Genomic DNA, 23230 nt, shown 5'->3' with positions numbered 1-23230 from the left:
GAGGCCGAGGCGGTGCGACTGTCCCGGCCTCTTCTTTGTGCCGTCGACCGCCCGAGGGCCTCGGCGGACCTGTACCTGCGCGTGAAGCGGTACCAGTCTGACCATGTTCTTGCTGCGCCGTCGACGGCGCAGCAGCCACGGGGACATCCCGAACGTGCTGCGCACCCGACACGACTGCGCAAGCAACGGCGCCACTCCGACCGGCACATGCCCAGATTCATCGCTCTTGACCGACGAGAGAACCCCTCAACTCCCGTACACGCTGCGCCAGTGCTCAAGAGCAGCAACAGTCCGCTTACCGACCACAGTGGCGGCGAGGCCGGGATCAAGCCGGACCATGGCGTGGATGACGTCGACGAACGGGGAGTCGAGCAGGGCCTGTGCCACCCGGTCCGCTTCCAGGTCATCGTCCTGCCGCAGCCCGTGCCAGTCCCGCAGATTGGAGCAGGCCAAGCAGAAGGCGTCCTTGCGGCCCGCGATGAGGTCGGCGCGGTTGAGACCGAAGACGCGGATGGTGTGTTCGCCCTTGGCCGTGCGGTGACCGTACTCACCGCTGCGCAGCATCAGGAACAGATGCTCGGCGGGGTCCTCGACGGTCGGGTCGACCAGGAGACAGGCGCCGTCGGTGTTCACCGGGTACGCGTCCCGCTTGACGTTGCTGTTGCAGAACGAGCAGGCCAGCAAGTGGTTGTCCCACACGAAAGCCCGCAACGGCGCCACGGCCAGGGGCTGGAAGTGGTCGATGTCGGTGCCGCGACTGTCGTCGCAGTACATGCACCGCAACGCCCCGTGCGCCATCGACTCCAGCAGTGCCTTCACATGCCTCTTGGGCGCCCTGGCCGCTGTCCACTCGGCACGTGCCGCCTCGGTGGTCGCCCCCGCGGCCTGAACCCTGCCGGTCCAGCTCTTCAGCAGGCCTTGGGTGTTCGCGGGAACAGGCACACGTCGCAGCGGGATCACTGTTCCTGCTCCAGTCGCGCCGCGACTTCGGCGACCCGGCTCTGCAGCGAACTGGTCAGCAGCCGGCTCAGCTCGCGGTACTCGTTCACCTCCTCCTCATCGGCGGTGCCCGCGTACACCTTGCGCTCCAGTGCGACCAGCCGCCGGCGGTACTTTTCGGCGCGACTGGAGTAGGGCGTGTCCAGGCCGAAGAGCTCCGACAGTACTGCGTCGTCGGCGCTGCCGTAGACCACCCGGCGGTAGAGGTCCTCGTCCACCACAGCAGGCGGCTCGTCCTCGTCCGGTCCCGGCAGGCGGATCAGAGCACCCTCGTCGGCGGCCTGGCAGACGTAGGGGCTGTGGGTAGTGACGATGAACTGGATGTTGGGGAAGTGCTCGCTAAGCCAGCCCCCGACCTGACGCTGCCACGTCACGTGCAGGTGCGCGTCCACCTCGTCGATCAGAACGACACCGGGCTGCAGGACAACGATGCGTCCGCTGCTGGTCCGTTCGGTATGCAACCGCCCGTAGGCGGCGTGGATCTGCCGGATGATGTCCAGCACCAGAGCGGTCAGCGTGCGAAAGCCGTCACTCATTTCGCGCAACGGGAAACTATCCTCGCTTCCGGGCAGGCTCACCATCAGTCCGTCGGGCGAAACCCCGTTGAGCCGGTACTGGTGCGGCAGGAGCCCGTCGTCCAGCAAACCCATCACAGCCGAGAGCAGCAGCGTGGCAGGAATGTCCGGCGGGACCTCGCTCTGGTGAGAGGCACCGAACTCTTGGAGCGATCGGTGGTGGAGATCGATCATCCACGACACACTCTCGGTCAAGCCAGCGTCTTCATGAAAGAGCGTGGCCAAAGGCGAGGGCAGGGGAACATTGCTGTTGTACGCACGGCGCATGGGACCCGTCAGCCGCCGGAACGGCCCGTATCCGGCACAGAACCAGCCCGGTACACCGGGGTGCCACGGGCCACTGAGAGCGGTCTGGGCAAGGACTGGATCGCGCCAGTGGTCCATGATGACGGTCGGTCGACGAGGCCAGCTGTCCTCCGGCCCCGGGAGACGAACGGCTCTCCACGCCAATTCCAGCCGGATTTCCTCGCTCAGCGTCACGACCGGGTCCGTAGCGACAACAGGGTCGACTTCAGGGTCGGGACGGACCTCCACCGCTGCGTGTCCCGTCTCGGTATCTCTGGTGATCAGGCCCGTGAAGTCCACGTTCAGACGCAGCGCTGCATCCGGGCCTGCCAGCGCCAGAGCAATGACCTGCAGAAGGCTGGACTTGCCGGAACCGTTGCGCCCGGCGAGCACCGTCCAGCCGCCGCGCCCGGGCAGTTTAAGATCCACAGCGCGGTTCCCGCTGAAGCCTTTGATATCCGTGAGCTGGACCCGTGTGACGTACACCCGCGCTCCGTCGTCCCTGTCACCGCGACAGCCTGCCGCCGCATGCACCGACGTGCGTGCGGCATCCGATGCCTCACCCTCTCACGAGGCAGACTTCTCCCCGCCCGACGCAGGGCCTGGTTGAGTCTCCTTCACCGTGCCCCGCATACGCCACGTTGAGTTCCGTGCTTCTGGTGCTGTCGTAAGTGCGGGCGGCGAGCGTCAGCGCGGTGAGCTGAACCGAAGGAGCCGTCCCGCAAGGCGCGGCCAGGGGGAGTGGGGCGCAGGCATTGCGGCCTGAAGTCTGGCGCTGCATGACCGCGTCGAACAGACGGGCTTCCGTGCCGCCCGTGCGGAGGGGGCCTGTACTCGGTAGCCGGGCTCAGCCTGCGCGGAGAGGCGCCCCGAGCACCGCATGGTCGAGGCGACGGGCAGATCACGGACGGGGCCGGGGCGACCGCCGGCCGGCGGCAACCAGCCGGGCCCCGGATGGCAGAAGAGCAGGGTTCCAGCGCCACCTTCTACCGGAGGGCGTCGACGACCCGGGCACCGTTGAGCCAGACGTTCTCGGGGGTGTCCCAGTCTCTGCTGCTGGCTGTTCCGTTCGACGCGATGTGCCACTTCTGGGAAAAACAAAATCATCTGTGCTGCGGAGAGCCTGCTGGATTTCCCCACGGCAGTCGAACGGTTCAAGGACGAACTCGACTCACTCTTCTCCGTCTTCCGCTACGGCGACCGCGGGCATCTCGCCTCTTTCCCCGCCGAACTGCGCACCCCCGTCATGGAGGCGGGCGCCAGCCGCACCCTGCTGCGCCTGACCTACGAAGGCACCTTGCGGATGGTGGAGCCCTACTCACTGCACTTCAAACGCCGCAAGGACGGCGTGGCCCAGGAATATCTCTACGTCTACGACCGGACCGGTGGGCGTTCAGGCCCCGGCATCAAGGGCCTGCTCAACTACAAGATCAACAACGTGGAGGTCACCGAGGAGAAGTTCGATCCGCGCTATGAGATCGAGCTGGCCAAAGCCGGGGAATTCGCCGACCGGACCACCTTCGGCGGTACCTTCCGCGTGAACCGCACGGCTCTGCGGCCTGGGGCAGTTCGAGGACGCGGCACTGGTCTTCGTGCGTTACGGCGCATCCTTTGGGGGCAGCGCCGGGCCGGAGCTGCGGGCGTGGTGCACCGCGTTGGCCGGCTCTTTGAGGAGTGCGGTCAGAGAACCTTCTGCGCAGCTGGACAACGTAGTGCGGGGCCAGGGTGCCGTTCGCGTCCGTGATACCGCTGTCGCGTCCCTTCTTGCCGCGGCTGTACGGCTGTTGCCGCGGCAGGCGGGGCGCCTCATGATGTGAAGGGTGCGGGCGCTCAGGGATTTGGCGCTGCCTGTCCGGGTTCCATTCGCCACAGTGCTGGCAGGAGCCCTTGTCGCCTTGGGTTGTTGGGGTTTCGCACTCCGTTTGGATACACCCTGTGACGGTACCGATGTGCGTTATTCGCGTGCTGATTGGCTGCCTGCGAGGCTCGTGGTGGGGCAGTGGTTTTCCCATGCGAAGCAGATCAGGAACGATGATGTAGTCATCGCGATCGAGGGATATTCCCTGGCCGAGGGCGTGGGCTCGGTACCGGATCAGCCCCTGCGTTCCGGTGCTGTGCTGCACTATGAGCTGTTACGGGACGGGGCGCCGATGGAGGTGGAAGTAGCCTTAGCCCGACCGCCCTTGGGCAGGCAGCTGGTCACCTTTTCCGGCCCGTTGCTCTACCTGAGCATCCTCGGTGTGCTGGCCCTGTGGTTGCGTGCCCGCCGCCCGGCTGCCCCCACGGGCACCCCCTTGCTGCTCGGTTTCGCCGGCACGTTCGCCTGGCTGGCCGCTGGACCAGCGGTCGGGATGACAGCGCTGGATGCGGCGACGGGCAGTTCGTTGTTCTGGCTGTATCACATGGCCACTCTGGGCGGCGGGTCACTCGCCTGGGGAGCCATGGTCGCGCTTGCTCTGGTCCCGTTGCGAGCCCACCGGCCGGGCAGTTATCGGTGGCTGAGCGCCGCCGCCTATGGCGCGCCGTTGCTGCTGCTCGCCGGATGGACCGGGGGCGTACTCGTCCTGGGCCCTTCGGGGATCCCGGCGATCGGGTGGATCCACGCGGGTCAGGAAGCCATCACCGTGGCCTGCTGGATCGCTGCCGGGCTTTTCTCGCTCCAGGTGTACCGCCGGGCCGTGCCCCGACACCGTCGTCCCCTGCGCTGGGTGCTCGGTGGCGGGCTGCTGTCCGGACTCGGCCTGTTCGCGCTCTGGCTCGTGCCCGACATCGTCGTCGGTTACCGGCCCACGACCATCCGGTGGGTCGGCCTGGCCGGCCTGCCCATCGTGGTCGGCATCACCGTCGCGATACTGCGTTACCACCTGTACGCCATCGAGCGGGTCATCAGCCGAGCCCTGGGCTACACCGCCTTGGCGGCCGTGCTGTTCGGCTGCTACCTGTCGGTCACCGTAGCGGCGGCGACCACGGCGGCGTCCGACACCACGGTGGCGGCTGCCGCAGCAGTGTCGGTTGCGGTGATTGCCTTGCCGGTGCGCGAGGCGATCCGCAGCCGTGCCGCCCAGCGGTTGTTCGGCGGACGGGAGCAGCCCGCCGAGACACTGCGGGCGCTGGGGCGGGCCCTGGCGCAGATTCCCTCTCCTCAGCAGGCGCTGCCGCATGTGGTGGTCGCTGTCACCCAGGCTCTGCGACTGCCCTACGCAGCCGTCGAGTTCACGGATCCGACCGCGCCCGGTGGCTTTCGCACGGTCGAGCACTCGGGGGCCTCGGTCGGTGCCCGCTACAGCCAGTTGATGTACCACCACGGCCGGGCCGTTGGCCGCCTGACCGTCTCCGCCCGCGAGGTCGACGAGCCGTTGTCCGCGTCCGATCTGGCCCTCTTGGGGGAGGTGGCCGCGCAGCTCGGCCCCGCCATGCAGGCGGTGGCCCTCCATGAAGAGGTGCTGCGATCACGCACCGCAGCCGTCGCCACCCGTGAGGACGAACGTCGGCGGCTGCGCCGGGATCTTCATGACGGGCTCAGCCCCACCCTCTCCGGACTGTCGCTCAAGACCGAGGCAGCCCTCGCCCTGCTCGACAGCTGGCGCAGTCACATCACCTCCCCGCCGACGCCTGCTGATGGCGAGGACATGCCGGTCCTGCCGCGGGTCGACCCGGATCGTTTCGACAGCGCCCATCGCCTGCTGCTCGATAGCGCGGCAGGCATGCGCACCGCCGCCCATGATCTGCGCCTTCTGGTGGAAGGCTTGCGACCCCCGGCGCTGGACTCCCTCGGTCTCATGGAGGCGATCCGGCTCAGGATGCACGACCTGGCGGCGGATACGGCCGGCACTCCGCACTGGGAGGTGGTCGGCCCTGCCCGGACCACCGGGCTGCCGGCCGCCGTCGAAGTCGCCGCCTACCACATCGCGGTGGAGGCAATGGCCAACTGCATCCGCCATGCGCACGCCTCCCACTGCCTGGTCCGCATCGGCTTCGCCGCGCCGTCCGATCCGCCCAGGTTGTCGACCTTCGATGGGGAAGCGCTTCTGCTGCAGCTTGAGGTGGTCGATGACGGCGTCGGATTGCCAGTCGTCATCGATGACCGTGGCCCCGGCTTCGGGCTGCGGTCGATGCGCGAACGTGCCGAGGAACTGGGTGGCCGGTGCACCGTGCTTATCCGGCATGGCGGTGGGACCGCCGTGCACGCTGTCCTGCCCTGTCCACCGCCCGGCCACTCTGCCCAGCAGGCGCCATGAGCACACGCCCGATCACCGTCCTGATCGCTGAGGACCATCCTGTCTTCCTCGAAGGGCTCGCCGCACGGCTTGCAGCCACCGAGGACATGAGGGTCGTGGCGACCGCCAGCACAGGGCGGCAGGCCGCGCAGCTCGTCGTGGAACACCGTCCCGACGTGGCTGTCCTGGACATCGAGATGCCCGACCAGAACGGCATCGAGACCGCCCGCCTGCTGCACCGCCTGGAGCCCCCGGTCCAGGTACTGATCCTCACGGCCTATGACGACGACCAGCGCCTGACGGCCGCGATGGACGCGGGCGCTTTGGGCTACCTGTCCAAGCATGCGGAGCCGGCCACGATCCTGGAGGCCGTGCGCACCGTCGCCCGCGGCGCGATGTTCTTCGACCCCCGGCTCAGCGACCGGATCCGAGCCCGTCTCTCCTCAGACCACCGGCGGCTCCATCTGTTCCCCCAGCTGACCGACCGAGAGCACCAGGTGCTCGCCCTGTTGGCCACGAACTGCCCCAACCAGGTCATCGCGCAGCGGCTGGGGATCAGCGGGAAGACGGCACGCAATCACGTCTCGGCCATCCTGGCCAAGCTCCCCGCCCGCGACCGCACACAAGCCGGGCAGCAAGCCCGTGACGCCGGCCTGACCCACCACTCCGACTGAACCGGCTCCGACACCCCGTCAAAGAGCCCGACCGTCCAGGACACCATGCCCCATGCGGACCAGGACACCGGGACAGCACCGTGGCTGCTGTACCACCCAGCCGTGGCACGAGCCCAGCACACGCCGTGCCCACAAGCCCATGGGAGAGACAGCATGAAGCACAGCCACCTGGCGCACCGCGCCATCGCACCCGCTCTAGCCGCCTCAGCCGCCGACCGCAGCCACACCGTCCCGTCCGTCGCGTCCACGTCCAAGCGGCGGAATCTCCTGATCGTGGCCACCGGAGGGCTGCTCCTGATCGCTGCCACAATCACGCAGACCGACGCCGATGCGGCAGCCCCGCCGCGCTGCTACGGCGCCTACGCGACCAAGTGGGGTGGGTCGGGCAACGACACCTTGTTCGGCACGACAGGCAACGATGTCATCGTCGGGCTCGGCGGCAGCGACAAGATCTACGGCGGCGGGGGCAACGACATCATCTGCGGTGACACCGGCAACGACCTTCTGGTGGGCGGGCCGGGCAACGACCTCATCGCCGGCGAGGAGGGCGCTGACCTCCTGGAAGGCAAGACAGGCAAGGACCGCCTGCGCGGCTTCTGGGGGAACGACACGCTCAAGGGCGGCCCGGGAGATGACACCCTGGAAGGCGGCGACGGCCACAACCGGAACACGAACTGGGGCAACGACACCCTGATCGGCGGCAGCGGCAAGGACACCATGCGAGGCAGCGCCGGAGCGGACCTGATGACGTCCGCCGAAGACAACCGAAGCCGCGACCTGATGGACGGCTACGCCGGCAACGACAAGCTGTACGCACACGACGGGAAGACCAACGATATCGTCCGCGGCCGCTCCGGCTGGGACACGTGCACCATCGACATCCGCCCCATCCTCCCCGACGACACCATGACCGGCTGCGAGCTGAGCAACAAACCGCAGGGCCATTAGCCAGCCATCAGATGACAGAAGGCCTTGCCCCGGGGACCACACCGAAACCCCTAGCGGGCACGGGTCGCAGGCACCACCCGAAGCTCTGTAAGCGGACCATCGCTGGCACTCACCCTCCGCCCATCGGGGGGTGAGGGGCCGGTGCGCACTGACACTGCCCGGCAGCAGTGCCTGCACATCACCGCCGCAGCGGAAGCCGACACAGAAGCAGCGAGGGCAAACCCCTCCGCGCGTGCGGATCGCTTCCCATGCGTGCGGGGCGCCCACTCCCGTCACGGCAGGCAGCGGCTCTCTCATGAACATACGCCTCTCGCGCCGCTCGCACTCCCATCAGGGCTAAGGAACCCGGGTCTGCCTCAACGCGCACTACATCGGGTCCGGACGAGCCCGTATACGCGCACTCACCAAGACGGCACCATCTGACGGAGGACCTCATGGACGGAACTACCCTTCGCAAAACGCGAGCTGCCTACCACGTCGGCCGCTCCGTCAGGTGGGCACGCTGGATCGTGCTCGCCGCAACCGGCGTCGCCGCCCTGCCCGTCGTACCCGCCATGGCATCACCCACGTCTGCAGACCCTCCGGGCGACGTAATCTTCGACGTGGATGCCAAGGCGGTCCTCGACTGGAGTGTCCCGCGCCGGTTCGAGGACAGCTGGGCTGCCTACAACGAGGCCGGCTCGAGCTATGACCGCGACTTCGTGAACCCTAGCTTGTGGAGCCTGGACCTCGACGGCTGTTCGTCGAGCGCCGTGCGTCGGATCGAGAAGTACACGTTCACTGTGCGTCAGGTGGGCACGTCCTGGCAGCAGACGTTCCACAGCTCACGCTGCAAATTCCGCCTGCCCAAAGTTCTCCCAGCTCAGGGCCTGTACAAGGCGACGCTTACCTTGCACACCGACTGGGGAACAGCCGATGGCGTGAGCGCCCCGACCACCAGGAACGTCGGAATCCGCGACTACCTGATCGTGTCGATGGGCGACTCGCTCGCCTCAGGCGAGGGCAACCCCGACGTCCCCGGTTCGTACTCCTACAACCTCGACTTCGACTGGCCGCCCGCTCATGTAGTCACCAACCGGGCTGCCCAGTGGAAGGACCGACGATGCCACAGGTCGGCCAAGAGCGGCCCGTCACTGGCAGCCAAGGCATTCGAGGACGCCGATCCCAAGACGTCAGTGACCTTCGTCAGCGTCGCCTGCTCGGGCGCGAGAATAGACCACCTCACCTCCTGGTCCCAAGATGGGGCGCCCGCACAGGTAAAGGCGGTAGCGGAGCTACTTCGTCCGAGTGCTGACCACGAGAGGCGGGCCATCGACTCCTTGCTGCTTTCGGCGGGGATCAACGACCTGTTCGTCAGCTCCGTCATCCGGCGCTGCGCGAAGAACACCAACGTCGGCCGTCACTACGAGGACTGCGTGACACGCACCGGGATCGCGGACGCAGCCGAGACCCTGCCCCTGAAGTACCTGAACCTTGCGGGCGCGATCGACCACCAACTGCCAGGCACCAAGGAGGTCTACATCAACGACTATCCGATTGAGGTCTTCGAGGGCGGCGGATGCGGCCTCCTCGGCGGCACCCTGGGCAACAAGCACCTGCCGGGCAAGGGGATCGACAAGGTGGAGGAGAGCGAGATGAACATCTACGGCAACCGTCTCAACCACCACATCGAGAGCATGGCCCGGATTCTCGGCGGTCCGAAATTCCGGTGGAACTTCGTCGACAGCCTGACGCGGGAGTTCCTGCCCCATGCCTACTGCGACAAGCCCACCTGGTTCACCAGTCTGGAAGAGTCGCTGGCCACCCAGGGAGACGAACGGGGGGCCGCGCACCCCAATGCCAGCGGCCATGTGGCCTTCAGCAGCATCCTGCGTCGCGCCGTGGTGCGGGACCAGGCGGCCTCGCCGTACCGCCGCCTCAAGGTGACCATCGACGCGGTGAAGGCCAAAGCCGACAGCGGCGGCGGCGACTACAAGGTGGCCGCCACGCTCTGGAAGTTCCAAAGCGACCACCAGGGTGTAGAGCGCCGCTTCAGCACCCCGAGGAACGGTGAGTGGACTGCGATTCCGCCAGACAAGGGCACCTTTTTCCTCGACATCTTCCGGGCCCCGTCTTCGCCACGCCACGCCGTCGAACTCCGAATGGGGTTCAACAGGATCCTGCCGCTCCACCACAGCCTGAGCGACGCATACGGTGCAGGGTTTCATGAGATCGAGCACCCCACGGGGGCCCTGTCGGTTCGGTACACCGTCGTCGTGGAGACTCCCTTGCCCTCAAGTCCGGTGGTCGGTTGAGAACCACCGGAAGTAGCCTTCTTCGGCGCGCCAACATCGGAGCAACACGCTTGATCCCTCGCATCGAGGGCCGGAACGTCCGAGTTCCGGCCCTCGATGCAAGAGTGCTGCAGGGGCTGTCGGGCTCATCGGTGATGAACTGGCCGCCGCTTCTGTCTGCCAGCGGCCCGAGGGCAAATGTCCGTCCTGGACTTGCAACAGGCTGCAGTCGTCGGCGGCGCAGCACTTTGAGCGCTGCGAATACGCCCACCTTCTCCGCCTCCCGGGGGCCTCCTCGCAGTCCCAGACGTGCACCACAACCGGGAGCATCCCTCATCCTGAACGGAGGGCCTACCGCGGCACCCACGGCATGGCCGGGGAGTTGGGCCACATCCCCGTCGGGTTCAGCCACCCGAACTCAAAAATCAAATGCCGCTGCCAGAGCCCGGGCTGCCTGGAAGGCGCGACAGCTCCTTATGCCATCGCCAGAAAGCTGGCCGAAGAGGGAATCTCCGGAGCATTCGACGCCGCCGTCCCTGATGTCACCACCTCAGGGGGCCGTATCCACACCGCCTTCGACCGCGCCGGAGAAGCACTCGGACGCGCCATCGCCACGCTCATCAACCTGTTCAACCCCTCCGCCATCGTTCTCATCGGCCCGCAAGCCCTCGTCGGTACCCCCGAAACATTCCGCAATGGAGCCGATGCTGCCCAAGAAGGCGCCACGGGCCTGTACATGCGCGCCGTGGAGCGAACCATCAACGATCATGCATTCTCCACTAGCGCCGACGACTGCGAGTTCGGTCGCTGTCAACGCATACCTGGCCCGCAGCCGCGCGGCGGTCCGGTTGGACATCCTTCGGCGGCCGTTGACCGCACGGATTTCGCCACTCGGCTGATGCGCCACCGATGGTTGGGCGGCTGGCTTCAAGTGCGGTCCGCTTAGGGCGCGGACGCGGGAACGTCGCCGTGCTTGCGGCGTTGGCGGCGAGGGAGTTGCTTGGCGCTCCTGACGTCGGTGAGTGCGACGACCAGGGCGGCTGTAGCGGATCCGGCGGTGATGGCGATGACAAGGCTGAGGGCTCCGTGGGCCACGTGGGCAACTTTCGCCACGGCGATGGCCGCCCCGCCGGCCAACGCTCCGCGTGCGGCCCCCAGAGTCCGGTGGCGAGTGACAGCAGCAGCCAAGCGTGAGCGGCGTGATGGGCTGCACCCTTCGGCGCGCTGCCGGTCCTGCGCGTCGAGGCGAGCCATGATCGCGTCGAATCGCTGGTCGAGGTCGCGCTCGTCGCTTGCCAGTCGCCGCTGCAGCGTGCGGTAGTGGCGGTAGAGCGTGACGGCGAACCCGTTCTTAGTAGTAGTCACTGTGCATTCCTCCCCATTTGCATGAAAAAGGGCTTCAGTGCGTCCAGGTTGACTTCTTCCGCAGCCAACTTGGCGAGCCCTTTTGCTTTCTGCACCCTTCTTGTCGAGGCTGCTCCGCCCACTGTCTGAGTCAGACCGTCTATGGTCAGGAGGTGAAGGCATTCGGCTTCCACTGCCCGCCGCTCGGCGAGGCTGAGTCGGTCGATGGCTTTGAGTGCCTGGCGTACTGGGGCAAGATCTTCAGTCAAGTACGGGTCGAAGATGTCTTCGAGCCGGTACTCGGCATATGTGCGCGCGTCTCCGCTTTCCTTGAGTGCACCGACGATTCCTTCTGCTGCTTTCCGCAGGTCACAGAAACCGAAGATTTCGCCCTTCTCGTCGAACACTTGGAAGAACGCCTGGTCGGCGATTTCCAGTGGGTCGATGATCAGCGGTGCGCATTCCAGGAGCAGGAACAGACGCAGCTGCCCCACGTGAAACTTGTACAGGCGGCGCATTTCCGCCTGTTGCTCGGGCGGCCTGCCGACGTTGCGCCGTGAACCGATCAAGGAGACCCCTCCCTTCAGAGGCATCCGCAGTCGGTGTCGGCGCTCGGAGGCACCGTCACTTCGTGTTGTGGGAACGACAGTAGCGGTGCGGGGCCCTTGGCCCGTTTACTGCTCCGCCGTCCCACGGTCCTTGACCGTTGTGTCTCCTGAGACATACGCACGCCCAGGGAAGATGACTCAAAAGGAAATTCGATCAACGAAGATTGAGAGTGGCTTGTACGTCCTTGAGGAATGGTTGTCCTGTCGGGGCCGCCACCTGGGGCTGCCTGGTACGCGGAACGCTGGTCATGAGGGGGAAGCATGAGCATTGAGGCGATTGCTGCGCTGGCGGCGGCAGGCGGTGCCGCCGTCGTCCAGGCAGCGGGCACCGATACCTGGAACACAGTCAAAGCGGCGCTGGCCCGCTTGCTCTCACGCGGTGACACCGGCACTGAAACCGCCGAACTCGAGCACCTCGAACGCACTCGCGCGGCTCTGACGGGAGCTGCTCTCGCTGACCGGATCCGCCTGGAAGACGTCTGGCGGACCCACCTGGAAGTGTTCCTGAGCAGCATCACGGACGAGGAGGTCCGCGCCACCGCTGCACACCAGTTGGCCGCCGTCATCCGTACCGTCCATGATGCCCACGGCCCTGTCGCCCACGCCGGGGGAGTAGCGGCCGGCGGCGACATCAGCATCAGGGCCGACCACGGCGTGGCCGGTGCTGTTGTTAACGTCGAAGGCGGGGTGAACATCGCCTCCCCTTTACCGCCCCGGCGCCCCTGACGGCGCTTGCTGGAAGCGAACTTCTGGAGCAGGCGCGAATCGTGGCTCAGAACGGGTCTCTGGCCGCCGGCCGTATCGACATTCAGCAGACCATCCTGCGCAGTGCATCCGTCAGCCGCCCTCTTACCCTGGCTGCCCCATTGGGACTGCGCGACCCCGTGCTGCCGTTGCGAGGGCGGGAGGCACTGGTGGACGCCCTTACCCGCGTCCATCTCGGTGGTCTGCCGGACGGTTTGGTGCACGTCCTGCACGGCCTCAACGGATGCGGGAAGACGGCCATCGCTCTTGAAGCCGCCTACCGCGCGCAGCAGCACCTCGGCGAACGGCTCTCCTTGTGGTGGCTCAGCGCCCACCGGGCGGAGCCCCTCGAAGAGGGCCTGCGCGCCCTGGCCGGCCGCTTGGGCCTGCGCGGTCGCCAGGCCCACGCCCACGAGCTCGTCGATGTCCTGTGGCAGACACTCAGCCGTTCCCGAACCCCCTGGATGATGATCGTTGACGGTGCCGATGACCCCACCGTCCTCGACGGGCCCGGACTCTTTGCCGCCGGCACGGGATGGGCCCGTCCCCACACCAGCCCCTGCGGACTGGTCCTTGTCACGACCAGCGACGGCACTCCCCGTTCTTGGGGCACCGTCTCCACCCTCCACCCCGTGTATCCGCTGAGCGACGACGACGCCTCCCGCATCCTGACAGACCACGCCGGCCCCCACGCCGGAACGCGCCCCGCCGCACGCAGTCTTGCCCGACGACTGGGAGGACTGCCTCTGGCTCTCAAGCTGGCGGGCGCCTACTTAGCCGAGGTGAACGCCATGCCCCGCGCCTTCCGTGAACCTGGTGCACCCGACGACTTCGCCGCCCTCAGACGAGCCCTGGACGGCCCTCAGGCAGAGGCCCTCAACCCCGCTCAAGCCATCTCCAGCACCTGGCGCCTGTCACTCGACCTACTGCACCACCGCGGCACCGTCTACGCCCGCCCGCTGCTGGGCCTGCTGTCGGTATTTGCCGAAGCACCGATCCCGACCGTTCTGCTGCACCCGGCCACACTGGCCAGGCACCCGGACTTCCAGGGCATCGACGGGAGAGTTCTGTGGCGCACCCTCGAAGCCTTGGTCGCTCTGCACCTGGTCGACCTGGCCACCGGCGAGCCAGCCGACAACCGGCAGACGGCCGACGACCCCGAGGGGCCGTCCGCGCTGAGGGTCCACCCTCTCATCCGTGATGCAAGCCGCCAGGTGCGCTACCTGCCGCTGGCAGCCCAACTCTTGCAGCAGGCCTGCAACCTGCAGCATGCCGGACATCCCGAGGAACCGGACAACTGGCCCACTTGGCATCTCCTGGCGCCGCATCCCCTCTTCCTCATCCGCCAGCAGGAAGCCCTGGCGTCCCTTCCCAGGTTCCTGCAGACAGCCGTTGCGGCAAGCTCGGAGAATGCCGCCCGCTATCTCCTGGCCCGCGGCCTTTTGCGACCGGCCCGCGACGAACTCGCCCGTCTGCTCGAGCTCCACCAGCACCTGCACAGCCACGACACCGAGGACACCCTCTCCGTACGCCACAATCTCGCTGGCGTCCTGCACGAGCTCGGAGAACTCGGCCAGGCAGAATCGGCCTACCGGCAGGTGGAACGCGACTACCGGCTCCTCCTGGGCGACCGCCACCCTCACACGCTGACGGCTCGCCACGAACTTGGGCGCGTACTGCACGATCTGGGGCGCCTCGACGATGCCGAGGCCGAACTCACTGCCGTACTGGCTCTGCGCCGTGCCACCCAGGGCAATGAGCATGCACACACCCTGACCGCCCGCCATGAACTGGCACGCGTCCTGCATGACCTGGGGCGCCTCGACGACGCGCACACCGAGTACCAGCACGTCCTCACCTGGCGCCGCACTCATCTCGGAGAAGAGCACCCTCGCACGCTGACCGCCCGCCACAACCTCGCATGCCTGGTCCACGACCGGGGACACCTGACCGAGGCACTGGCCGAGTACGAACATGTCCACAGCGCACGCAAGCGCATCCTGGGCCCCCGGCACCCCCAGACCCTGCACACTGCCTACCGGATCGGATGCGCGATGCGCGACAACGGCCAGCCGGAACAGGCTCGTTCCCTGCTCAGCACCGTCCAACAGGCGATGTCGGACACCCTTGGCGCGAATCATCCGCACAGTCAGCGGGCCGCCACGGCTGTCGCCTCGTGCTCGTCCTCCGGTCAGGCATCCTCTGGTGCCTGACCGGACCCGCCGGGCGCAGCCAAGGGATGCTTGGCTGACGCATCGTCCGGTGCCGATGAGCACTGCTGTACGACCGTGGCTAGCTCTGACAACGTAGCCACGAGGCGTGTCGCACCGGCTTCCCGGAGCATGCGCGCCCTGGTTCGGGAAGCCGCGACGCCAATGAAGATCACCCCTGCGGCACGCGCGGCCAGCGCGTCCGCCACGGATTCTCCGATAAGGAGCGTCCGCGTCCGCGCACCCCCCAACTGGCTTGCTGCGAGGGCCACTGCATGCGGGTTCGGCTTCATTAGCCGAGGATCACGTGGTCGCCCGAACACCTCCAGAGTCCCGGCAGAGCGCCTCGTCTGCAGAGGAGACAGGAAGGCCTCCACCGCCGAACTGGCATGGTCGGTCACCACAGCCATACGCCACGGTCCCTTGGAGAGCGAGTCCAGAAGCTGGACAACACCAGGCAGCGGCACTGCACGCCGTGCTGCTTCCAGCTCGTAGCCAGCCAGTATGTCGTCCAGTTCACGGATCTGCTGAACCGACCCTTGATCGACCACTGACCGGAGTAGGGCGACCGGATCAGCCGGGGTCGCAGGACTGGTGAACAGCTGCAGACTGCGGGCCGCCTGCGCAAGGTGACTTGTAACGGCGTGACCGTCACCGGTGAACAGGCGGCACAGGACACCATCGAAACTGAACAGAACCGTCTCTGCCTCTGTGAACCGCTGCTGCAACTGGGTTGTCAGTTCCGACCGGTCTGTCATTAATGACTGCTCGAAAGTCACATTCTGGTTCCGCACCCATGGATACTGCAGTTCATACCACGACCTGAAGGATGCAAAATGCCGCTGCCCATCCGGTGTAATGCAGATTTCCTGATCGTCTCTTCCGGGAGCTCTGGCGAACGCGCCGATGTCCTGGATGTCGGCCGCACTGCAGAAAAGAGTCGGGTTGGAAGGCCTTCGCGATTGCAGTAGATGAAGCTTTGTCAGCAGGTGCCATGCTTCTACGGACAATTGAGAGCGAAAGAATATGTCCAGACGTTGTGCGAGTATTGCTTCTGCATTGGCCAGATGGCGGTGTTCGGCGTTCATTCGCCGGATAGCGCGCGCCTGTTCCTCGGGAGTCGCACCATAATAGGCAGTTGCCATTTCCGTCATGGCGCGTCTGTTTGTCTCCCTGAGTGTGAGAATCTCGTGCGTAAGAATCTTTGACACGGCCAGCGTGTGGCGGCCGAGACCGGCACTGATCTTACGTACCAGGGCGTCGTCGGCATGGGGGAGATCCGAAGCTCCTGGCTTTACGAAGTTGTGCAACAATTTCGATACCAGCGCGGTGATATCAGTCAACCGGGAGTGGAAGGAATGTTCATTGGAGATTGCGTTCTCTACGTCCTGGACCCGAACGTTCAGCATGGCGGCCAGGCGAGGGACGACGCCATGGCAGTCTTGACCCGAGATCCCTGTGGTTTCAAGGCGCCGGTATACGTGCGGCTTCATTCCCAGCTCTTCACACACGTCTGCCATACGAAGACCACTGGCTCGGCGTAAGGAAGCCAGTGTCCATTCGGAAATCTGGGACTGGTCGGCCAGTGAAAGAGGCGGAACTCCTAATGCTTGTGCTAAGTCCTTGATTCGAGGAGGCTCGGGAATCCGCAGGTCGTTCTCGTAGGCGAGGATCTGGGGCTTCCTGGTCCCAGTGAGGTGGGCGAGCTCCTCGGCCGTCATCCCGCGGCCGTCGCGGGCGGCGAGGCGTGCTTCCCGTAGCTGCTGACCGCTGAACATCCGAGCCATACCCCGTCCCACAACGCCCCCTACTGTCGTTGGCGAGGTCCATTTTATATCCGCTGAACGGGTCGTGTGGGGGGAACTTCCCGTCTGTCGAACGCTCTTGACCAGGTGCGCCGTGCAAGCTGTCTGGGTAGCCTCTTCAACAAGGCAGCCATTGCTGGCGGTATGGACCTACGCAAGGCGGCAGCGACCTGCCGAACGACGCGAGGCCCCGCATCTCTCTCCAAGCGACACGGGACCCCACGTCTGGTGACCACTCCACAGCACTGCTGTTCCCCGTTGCCGCGGGGGCAGCGCCTAGAGCTGATCTCCGTCCTTTGGATCCGTAGGATCGCGGGCAGAGAACATGGCACCTCCTTACCGGTTGACGGCGGGCCGTGAGCTGACAATACTCTGTCGTCACTCGGCCCCCGTTTATGCGTTGTCCTGCCGCGTGGAGCGTCGGCAATCAAGCGTGCAAGTATCTATCACCCGACGGTGATTCTTGACGATGAACCGCCATATTTCTTACTCCCAGTATGCGAACACAGTTGCTGTCGCTACGTTCCGTAAGAAGTAACCTGGAGCTTAGGGGCGCGTAAAGGGGCGCGTGTTTCGCGAGTGCTCCGGGCCGAGTGCGCCTGCGCTCCCTGTGGCCGGTTCACTGCCGGGCAGGGAGTTCCGTAACCGTGGCGGCGGGCCCCTGGAGTACTCCTCGCCCGCGAGTCGGCTGTGCACCGATCCGCCCGCCCAAGACTGTTGAATGGTGAAATATTCTGCAGATTCTGAGAACCGCCCCCGCGCTGATGGCAGAGTGCAATCATCTATGCGGGAGTGCTCGATAGTTCATCACTGCTTGGGTGACCCATCGCATGAATGGTGGCCAGTCCTTTTATGCGCGCTGGATTGCATTGTTGTTCACTGATGGCTGGCATGACGTGCTGCGCACCTAGGGCGGCCCACTTGGGTTCCCCCCCCCGAAGGACGGTTCGTGTCGGCACTTTCTCAATCCGTGCAGCACTGGATCCCACGGCTTCAATGGGAAATGGCAAGATTGATCTGCCCGGCGAGCACTTATCGTCCCGGCAGGGGATCGAGAGGTGACCCGCGGTTGTGTTGCCCGAAGAGGGAGTGGATCAACCCGTCAGGGCTAGGGATTGGCCCGTGAATGCACGATGGAGTGGCTGGCTAGCCCTGAGTGTTGACTCTGCCTGTGTTCAGTGGGAGAAATCTGCGCCGTTGAGGCGAGGTTGCTGGAGATCTCACCGAAAGAGATCAGCCGAGGGCGGCAGAAAATACCTCGAAGTGGGCTGCGGTATAGGCGTGCTCTCGCTCGGACCAGCGGATGCGCTCCGCGATCCGGGACGCTTCGCCGACCGGTGGATCCGGTTGATCGAGGGGTTTCTGCCACCAACGGGCGTTGCGGGCCTGCCGTTCGAGTAGGGCGTCGGGCAGCTGGGAGCGGCTAGCGGCGTTGAGTCCGTAGGCGTCTGCCAGGACCCGAACCTGCGCGGCTTGAACAGTGGGGGACGGAGCACCGGGTTTGGAGGAAACGCACCACGTCCATGCCGTATAGCCGAGGTCCTCGAGCGGGTGGCCAGGAGCTGCCATGGCGAAGTCGATGAACGCGACCGGCATACCACCGGAGAAGACCGCGTTGTTGGGACCGGGATCGTGATGACAGACCACCGGATACCGACCGGATAGGCGGCTGCCGGAGGTCGCCTCGTGCAGTGCTCGCAGCAGCCGTCCGGCAGCGTCGACCTGGTCGTCGCTCCACCGCTGGAAACGTGCAGGTATCCAGCCGGGGAGGTAGCTGAAGACATCGCGCCCAACAGCGTCGGAGCCCAGATAGCGAGGCGCGCCCGTGAACCCCTGACCGTCGAGGTGGCAGAGGAGTTCTGCAACGAACGGGGAAGAACAGCTTGCCGGCCGTCTGACCGTGTCGCCGACTTTGACGACACCTGGAGTGAGGCGACCGCCGGTCAATGCCACTTCCTTCTCGGCAGTCCCATCTTGCACGGGCCGCGGTACGCCGGTCAGTCTGGGGTACACGCTCATGTCGGGTCCGTGAGATTGTGCAGGTCGTCGCGGACGAGGCTGTCGCGTTCGCCTGCGGTGAGCCATCGGGCCTGAGATCCGAGGTGGTCCTTTTCCACCCACAGCACGTCGTTGACGGTTTCGGCGACCGGACGCAGATGGCTGATGACGGCCAAGAGCGTGTCGGCGCCGACGTGTGTGCGCAGGACCTGCAGGGCGCTGTCGAGGGACGCGGAGTCCAGGGTGCCGAAGCCTTCGTCGAGGAAGAGGCTTTCCATCCGGGTGCCGCTGCGGCCGTGCATCTCCATCAGCGCGAGGGAGAGCGCGAGCGAAGCCTGGAAGGTCTCCCCGCCGGAGAGGGTGCGCGAGCTGCGGCGGGTGTGGCTGGTGAGGCTGATGATGTCGAAGTTGTCGGCGAAGCCCAGCCGCTTGCCGGAGAGCTGCTGCAGCAGCTCGCTGCCGTGCGCGAGCAGGGCGTGGGTACGCAGGTCGGTGAGGTGGCCGAGGAACTTCCCGTCCGTCAGGTGCGTGCACACCGCCTGCCAGGCTGCCAGCTGGCGCTCGCCGGCGGTGAGCGCGGCCGCCAACTGCTCCTTGTGGAGGATCTGGGACAGGGCTCGTTCCTCGTCCTTCAAAGCGTTCGCGGCTTCGCTGCGCAGGGTGCCGACCTGGCTGCCCAGGCTGTCCAGGAGAGTGGAGTCCAGTGGATCCGTTTCCTCGGTCACTTGCAGGTTTACGGCGCCGGGGTAGAGGTCGCTCACCCCTTGGGCATCCGCGGAAAGCTGCGCGGTCAGCTTCGACATGGCCGCACGCGCCTCGGTGCCGTGTCCGTCCAGTGCTGTCAGCAGCGAGGCGCTGGCAGTGTCTAGAGCCACGGCGTACTCCTGGGCAGCCGCAGGGTCCTTCGTCGTGATCGGGGAGGTTAGGGCTGGGCGTTCGGACTCCTTGACCAGGGCTGCTGCGCTGTTGGCGCTGTCCGCCCAGCGCTGCAGCCGTGCTTCAAGACCGTGCAGGGGATCGGTGACCTCGCGCTGGTGGCGCTGGGCCAACTCGCCCCGCTCGGTGAGCAGTAGCCGCACAGCCTCACGCAGTTGTTCCTGTCGGCTGGCCAGCTCCTTGTGGCGGTCCTGCTCCTTGCGTACCGCCTCGACTGCGGTTTCCAGGTGGCCGGTCGTGGGGAGCTGCGAAGGCAGCGGGAGGGAGACTCGCACGGGCGCGGGCAACGAGGACCAGCTCGTCAGCAGGCCGCGCCGCTCCTTGCGTAGACCTTCGCTCTTCTGGTCCGCCTGCTTGCGTGCCTTGCGCGCGGCTCGTGTGGCCGATTCCAGCGAGGTGCGTTCCGCGTCCAGCTGGGCTTGTGAGCGTGTCAGTTCGTCAGCGCAGGCGGCTGCGGTCTCCTGCAGCTGGACGACGTGGCTACGGGCGCACTGCAGCAGACCATCCGTCAGCTCCTCGCGCTCGGCGGCCGTCGGCGGTAGCGCCTCAGCCACACGGGAAAGGGCCGCCGAGGCGGTGCTCTCCAGCTCCTTGGCGTACGCCTGCGGCTGGGGATGGGCGGTGCGTGAGGCGAGTTCCAGCGTCTGCGTACGCACCGCGAGCAGGGATGCCTCCAGCCCGGCGACGGCTTGTGCTACCTGCCGGTCCTGTTCTTCCAGGGCCTGTTGAAGGCCGTCGACCTCCTGGGCATGGCGTGCGTGTTCCCGCTCGGCGCTGCTCAGCACGGCGGAGGCCTCGTGCAACACCGCCTCGGCCTGCGCAAGAGCGTCGGCGTCCTGCGGCTGCGGCGGCCGATAGCCTTGGGGCAGCAGCCGATCGCAGACGGGGCAGCCGTCTCCCGCAGCCAGACCATCGCCCGCCGAGTGGGCCGCCTCCCTGCGCCGGATACCCTCCAGCACACCCTGCGCGACAGCCACTTCGACCCGCACCTGCTCGAGGTCGCTGTCCGGAGGCGCCTGGAGGAGCGTGCTGATCTTGCTGTTGGTGGCGGCCCGGTCCACACGCTGCTGCGCCAGTACGCTGGCTGCTTCCCCGGCGAGCCGCACGGCAGTTGTCAGAGTCTGCAGGACTCCGGCGGCCTCGGCCGCCTCTTCACCGGCGTCTTGTGCCTGCCCGCGGAGCTCGCCAAGGCGTTCCTCGGCTTTCTGCAGGTCGTCGGCGTGCCGGGCCAGGGCGTCTTCCTCGTCCGTGAGCTCGGCCAGGAACTGAGTGTGTGCACCCTGCTCTTCGGCGAGGGCGTTGAGCCTGCCGGGCAAGTCCTTGAGGACCTGGGCTGCTGCCCCAAGGGTGTCGGGTGTCAGGCCTGCTGCGGCGGCTTCTTCCTTCTTCGCGGTCACGTCCTTGAGGCTGGTCTGGGCGTCGGTCTCGGCCGCGGCGTTGGCGGCCTGCAGGTGCCGCAGCTCGTCCTGGGCCTGCCGGATCGCGGTGGTGGCGCGGTCGTAGTTGCTCACACGCCGCTCGGTGAGTTCGGCTGTGGCGCTCGCGCTGAGTCGGGCGTGCTGCGACGTTTGTGCGGCCTCGGTCTGCAGCCGGCGCAGTTCGGCCAGCCGGTTGCCGAGGTCGGTGGCACCGAGAGAAGCGCGTTCGTGCCACTCCCTGTCCGCTGCGGCCTGTGCACGTGGGTCGGCGAGCAGCCGGGCGTCTTCCTCCCGCGCCTGGCCGAGGAGGTCCTTGATCCGCCCGACGGCCCTCTCGGCGAGCTGGCGCACGTGCTGCAGCTCGTCGACGCCGAAGAGGGACTTCAGGATGCGGGAACGCTCGGCGTCGCGGGCGTTGAGCAGGTCGTCGAAGCGTCCCTGAGGTACCAGGACGGAGGATTTGAAGGTCGCGTAGTCGATGCCGAGGAGATCGCGGACGGCCTGGTCGACGGGGCGTGTGTTGTCGGTGTGGTTGCCGTCCGGGTCCGTCAGCCGTGCCTGGGTCCGGTTGACGTGGAAGACGCGGTGTACCTGCCATTCGCGGCCGTCCACGAGGAAGACGAGGTTGACCGTCATGGTCTGGCAGTCGTCGGAGCGCAGCTGGGCCACCCGGTCGGTGAAGGAGCACTTGCCGTACAGGGCGACGGAGATGGCTTCCAGAATGCTGGTCTTGCCCGCGCCGGTGTCGCCGAGGATGCCGACGAGGTTCTTGCCGGTGAAGTCGATCTCGCAGGTGCCGGGGTAGCTGCGGACCCCGGAGAAGGTCAGGCGGACGATCTTCATGGGGTTGTCTCCGTTTTGCTGTGTACGGTGCTGGTCCAGGGGGTGGCGATGGCCTGGGCGAGTAGGTGCTCGGCGGGGGAGTGGGGCAGCTCGGTGTCGGGGGTGTTCAGCAGGTCGGCGAAGGCGGCCACGACCTCGTCGGCGTTCTGCCCGGGGGTGCCGGCCTCGGCGAGATAGGAGCTGAACGTGGCGGTGACGTCGAGCTGGCCGTCGTCGCTCACGTCGGCGCCGGTCAAAACGGCGGCCCGGGTGGCTGCGCACTCTTCCTCGACGTCCACCAGCACGGCGTCCGGCACCAGGTCGGCGACCCGCTCCCCGAGCCGGGGGATCGGCTCGCCGCTGTGGATGAGCACCTTGAGGTAGGAGCCGGTGTACTGGGCTGCTGAGGCGCCGAGTTCCTCGAGGGTGCCGCGGAAGTGGGCCAGGCGCCGTCCGGAGTGCAGGGTGTGCGGAGTGGTGAGCGTGCGCCGGCCGGGGCACGCCTCGATGACGGTGACGCTCTTGGTCTCCTCGCTCTCGCCGAAGTCCATCTGCAGGGGGCTGCCGGCGTAGCCGGCCAAGCGCCGCCCGATGCCGACGGACTGGGGCTTGTGGATGTGCCCCAGCGCGCAGTAGGCGACCTGCGGCAGAGCGTCGGCGGCGGTGGCGTAGGGCTCGCGGACCTCCCACATCCGCTCACTGTTCGCGGGCTCGGCACCGGCCACGTACTGGTGGGCGGTGAACAGCAGCACGTCACGGCCGGCGTCGTAGCCGTCGCTGAGCCGGGTGAACAGCTGCTCCTGCAGTTCGCGCAGGCCGGCCGCGTAAGCGCCCGCGGTGGTCCCGAAACCGGGGAACAGATGCAGGTAGCGGTTGGGGTGCACATAGGGCAGGGCGGCCAGGCGGATGCGCTCGTGTCCGTCCCGGCTGTCGAAGTCGAGTACGGTGCCCGGTTCTGTGTCGCCCCGGCTGTGCACGAAGTGCAGGCGGCCCTGCTCGGCTTCCGGCCGCAGCGTGCACATGTAGCCCAACAGGTTGAACAGTTCGGGGGAGTCGTGGTTGCCGCCCAGCACCACGGTGGGCGCGATGCGCGTGAGGCTGTCGAGGCAGCGCATCGCGCGCAGGATGTCCTTGTGCGCCGGCCGGTAGGTGTCGAAAAGGTCGCCGCTGTGCACGATCAGATCCGGCTGCACCGTCTCGGCTATGGCGATGATCTCGGCCAGAACGGCGTCGAACTCCGTGTCCCGGGAGCGGCGGCCCAGGGTGCGGCCCAGATGCCAGTCGGATGTGTGCAGGGCTTTCATGAACGCCTCTCCTCAGCGCAGACAGGACCGCCCGACGCCACCTGCCACAGGGGCAGCTGACGAAGTGCCA

Annotated in this window: 16 protein-coding genes; 8 read left to right on the top strand and 8 right to left on the bottom strand. The window is 66.7% G+C overall.

The window, feature by feature from the left end; all coding sequences use genetic code 11:
* Positions 1-246: 246 nt before the first annotated feature.
* On the bottom strand, positions 247-942 hold the full coding sequence (locus ACN20J_RS50250) for a hypothetical protein (RefSeq protein ID WP_419669127.1): 696 nt from the start codon (positions 940-942) through the stop codon (positions 247-249).
* Positions 943-956: 14 nt separating this feature from the next.
* Positions 957-2345, bottom strand: coding sequence for an AAA family ATPase (locus ACN20J_RS50245; RefSeq protein WP_419669126.1), 1389 nt, complete (start codon positions 2343-2345; stop codon positions 957-959).
* 760 nt (positions 2346-3105) lie between these two features.
* Here ACN20J_RS50245 and ACN20J_RS50240 point away from each other — a divergent pair.
* The 6 genes from ACN20J_RS50240 to ACN20J_RS50215 all read left to right on the top strand — a co-directional run bounded on the left by ACN20J_RS50240 (position 3106) and on the right by ACN20J_RS50215 (position 10917).
* Positions 3106-3603, top strand: coding sequence for a hypothetical protein (locus ACN20J_RS50240; RefSeq protein WP_419669125.1), 498 nt, complete (start codon positions 3106-3108; stop codon positions 3601-3603).
* Positions 3604-3808: 205 nt separating this feature from the next.
* The gene (locus ACN20J_RS50235; RefSeq protein ID WP_419669124.1) at positions 3809-6097 is read left to right on the top strand and encodes a histidine kinase; all 2289 of its coding nucleotides are present in this window, start codon (positions 3809-3811) and stop codon (positions 6095-6097) included.
* The gene (locus ACN20J_RS50230; RefSeq protein WP_361997498.1) at positions 6094-6750 is read left to right on the top strand and encodes a response regulator transcription factor; all 657 of its coding nucleotides are present in this window, start codon (positions 6094-6096) and stop codon (positions 6748-6750) included. The genes ACN20J_RS50235 and ACN20J_RS50230 overlap by 4 nt, the downstream gene beginning before the upstream one ends.
* Positions 6751-6903: 153 nt before the next feature.
* Entirely contained in the window at positions 6904-7698 is a 795-nt protein-coding gene (locus ACN20J_RS50225) for a calcium-binding protein (RefSeq protein WP_361997496.1), read from the top strand.
* Positions 7699-8132: 434 nt separating this feature from the next.
* Positions 8133-9992, top strand: coding sequence for a hypothetical protein (locus tag ACN20J_RS50220; protein WP_419669123.1), 1860 nt, complete (start codon positions 8133-8135; stop codon positions 9990-9992).
* A 127-nt stretch (positions 9993-10119) separates the two neighbouring features.
* The gene (locus tag ACN20J_RS50215) at positions 10120-10917 is read left to right on the top strand and encodes an ROK family protein (protein ID WP_419669136.1); all 798 of its coding nucleotides are present in this window, start codon (positions 10120-10122) and stop codon (positions 10915-10917) included.
* Here ACN20J_RS50215 and ACN20J_RS50210 read toward each other — a convergent pair.
* Complete coding sequence (locus ACN20J_RS50210) at positions 10914-11336, bottom strand: hypothetical protein (protein WP_361997492.1); 423 nt, start codon at positions 11334-11336, stop codon at positions 10914-10916. The genes ACN20J_RS50215 and ACN20J_RS50210 overlap by 4 nt on opposite strands.
* Positions 11333-11884 carry a hypothetical protein gene (locus ACN20J_RS50205; RefSeq protein ID WP_361997490.1) on the bottom strand — a complete coding sequence of 184 codons (552 nt, stop codon included), beginning with the start codon at positions 11882-11884 and terminating at the stop codon, positions 11333-11335. Before ACN20J_RS50205 ends, ACN20J_RS50210 begins: the two co-directional genes overlap by 4 nt.
* A 300-nt stretch (positions 11885-12184) precedes the next feature.
* Here ACN20J_RS50205 and ACN20J_RS50200 point away from each other — a divergent pair, with 300 nt between their 5' ends.
* Positions 12185-12649, top strand: coding sequence for a hypothetical protein (locus ACN20J_RS50200; RefSeq protein ID WP_419669122.1), 465 nt, complete (start codon positions 12185-12187; stop codon positions 12647-12649).
* A gap of 41 nt (positions 12650-12690) precedes the next feature.
* Positions 12691-14880: a tetratricopeptide repeat protein gene (locus tag ACN20J_RS50195; protein ID WP_419669121.1), complete on the top strand. Its 2190-nt coding sequence runs from the start codon at positions 12691-12693 to the stop codon at positions 14878-14880.
* Here ACN20J_RS50195 and ACN20J_RS50190 read toward each other — a convergent pair.
* The 4 genes from ACN20J_RS50190 to ACN20J_RS50175 form a co-directional block, all read right to left on the bottom strand.
* Positions 14859-16655, bottom strand: a complete 1797-nt coding sequence (locus ACN20J_RS50190) for a helix-turn-helix domain-containing protein (protein WP_419669135.1) — start codon at positions 16653-16655, stop codon at positions 14859-14861. The two genes, ACN20J_RS50195 and ACN20J_RS50190, sit on opposite strands and share 22 nt — an antisense overlap.
* A gap of 1260 nt (positions 16656-17915) precedes the next feature.
* Positions 17916-18701, bottom strand: coding sequence for a phosphotransferase family protein (locus tag ACN20J_RS50185; RefSeq protein ID WP_419669120.1), 786 nt, complete (start codon positions 18699-18701; stop codon positions 17916-17918).
* A complete protein-coding gene (locus ACN20J_RS50180; protein ID WP_419669119.1) occupies positions 18698-21877 on the bottom strand; it encodes an AAA family ATPase in 3180 nt (1059 codons plus the stop codon). Before ACN20J_RS50180 ends, ACN20J_RS50185 begins: the two co-directional genes overlap by 4 nt.
* On the bottom strand, positions 21874-23160 hold the full coding sequence (locus tag ACN20J_RS50175) for a metallophosphoesterase family protein (RefSeq protein WP_419669118.1): 1287 nt from the start codon (positions 23158-23160) through the stop codon (positions 21874-21876). Before ACN20J_RS50175 ends, ACN20J_RS50180 begins: the two co-directional genes overlap by 4 nt.
* Positions 23161-23230: the final 70 nt, after the last annotated feature.

The sequence above is a fragment of the Streptomyces sp. 2-1 genome, from assembly GCF_048564895.1.
Lineage (GTDB): Bacteria > Actinomycetota > Actinomycetes > Streptomycetales > Streptomycetaceae > Streptomyces > Streptomyces phaeochromogenes.
This window is presented reverse-complemented; position numbering and strand designations above follow the sequence as displayed.